The sequence below is a fragment of the Bacillus cereus genome, from assembly GCF_015071065.1.
GTDB classification, from domain to species: domain Bacteria; phylum Bacillota; class Bacilli; order Bacillales; family Bacillaceae_G; genus Bacillus_A; species Bacillus_A cereus_BA.
On record NZ_VOVA01000069.1, the window covers coordinates 1 to 1,538 of the forward strand.

Sequence of the window (1,538 nt, forward strand, 5' to 3'; positions counted from 1 at the left end):
GGTACCCCTAATACCCCAGAAGGAAAAGAAGAGTTTGAATCCTTTAACGTACAGGGCGTTCCATATATCATTGTAAAAGATCATGAAAATAACACTCAAAAATCAATTCTTGGATTCAGCACTCAATCATTAGAAGAGGCTATTTTATAATAATCATCCAACACCATGAAAAAGAAACGAACAAAAATGTTCGTTTCTTTTTCATGGTGTTTAATGCTCAAGAAAACTTATAACCGCATAAGTATATAGAACGACTAGAGCAAAGGCACATATTCCCATAATTATAATCGCTAGTGCGCTTTTCTCTTGTCTAAACCCTATAATTCCAAGAATAAATGCACTCAACATTGTTACCTTAAGCATTGTAGAAAGGTTGGGAATTGAATATCCACTCAACCAGGTAGAGAAACTTACAATTACGGAAAAAGAGAACAAAGTTAGAACAATAGATAATATATTAATGTGCTTCCCATACTTCAGTTGCATTTCGCTACCCCCTTTTCTTTTCATTAGTGAATAATAGGTAGGTGATCATATTTTTATTTTATTCTAAACTTTCTTGAAAATCCACAACAAAAAGAAGAGGTTGTCCCAAAAGTCGCTGAATAGTTACTTTTAGGCAACCTCTTTTCTTTATTTTTTACTTTCCTCTAGTTTAGAGATACTTGCTTCTTTTTCAGGTAACGTATCAACAAAATCCTTTTGAGATTTTAATAGGTCAGATTGTTGTATCCAAGCCATAAGATCATCTAAAGATTTACGGGCTTCTTTTACATCGCCAGTAATATCATTCATGTTCAACTTATTAAATGTAGCTAAAAATTCTTGTTGAATCTCACCTTGCAATGCATTGGCTTGCTTTGTTAATTCTTTATTTTCATCACTTTTTGCCTTTTGAACATTATTCATAGCTTTCCCGATTTCATGTTTATCAAAAGCATCTTGCGCTTTCTTTAAATTTTCGGTTTGTTCTAACTTACTTTTAATCTTCTTATCATCCTTCAACTTCAAAGCCTCTTGATAATTCTTTATAGCTTCGCTATATTTTTTATCCTTAATGTTCTTATCAGCTTTTGATGTATAATCTTCAAAGGAATTACTACTACAAGCTGCCAGTAGCAAGATGAATGCTAGAATCAACCCATAAAACTTAACATTTTTCATAGAACCTATGCCTCCTCTTCTATATGCATATACTTATAATATTACAATTTCTGTAAAAATTGAAAGGGATACATATGTTATCAATTTGATAAATATTCTATTGGAGGCATTATGTATCATTTATTATCTTTTTCGGTAGACTGAATATATTCAAAGAAATCCGGTGGTTCTTTCATTGCTTCTTTTTTAAATTTTTCAAGTTCTTCACGTTCACGCGGAGACAATCTTTCTAGTAGGGGTACCCCCCATCACCATCAAGCTAAGAAATGCAAATACCTCAAAACGAAAAAATGAGCATTTTGTTACAAGTTAGTACAAAATTTCGTTCTGGGGGTACTATAAAATTTTAGCTTGATGGGCATGGGGTAGCACCA

At 32.5% G+C, this 1,538-nt stretch carries 2 protein-coding genes; both read right to left on the reverse strand.

The window, feature by feature from the left end; translation table 11 throughout:
* Positions 1–210 precede the first annotated feature (210 nt).
* Positions 211–486, reverse strand: a complete 276-nt coding sequence (locus FT637_RS29470; RefSeq protein WP_001176332.1) for a hypothetical protein — start codon at positions 484–486, stop codon at positions 211–213.
* Positions 487–633: 147 nt separating this feature from the next.
* A complete protein-coding gene (locus FT637_RS30270) occupies positions 634–1,164 on the reverse strand; it encodes a hypothetical protein (RefSeq protein WP_227494017.1) in 531 nt (176 codons plus the stop codon).
* Positions 1,165–1,538: the final 374 nt, after the last annotated feature.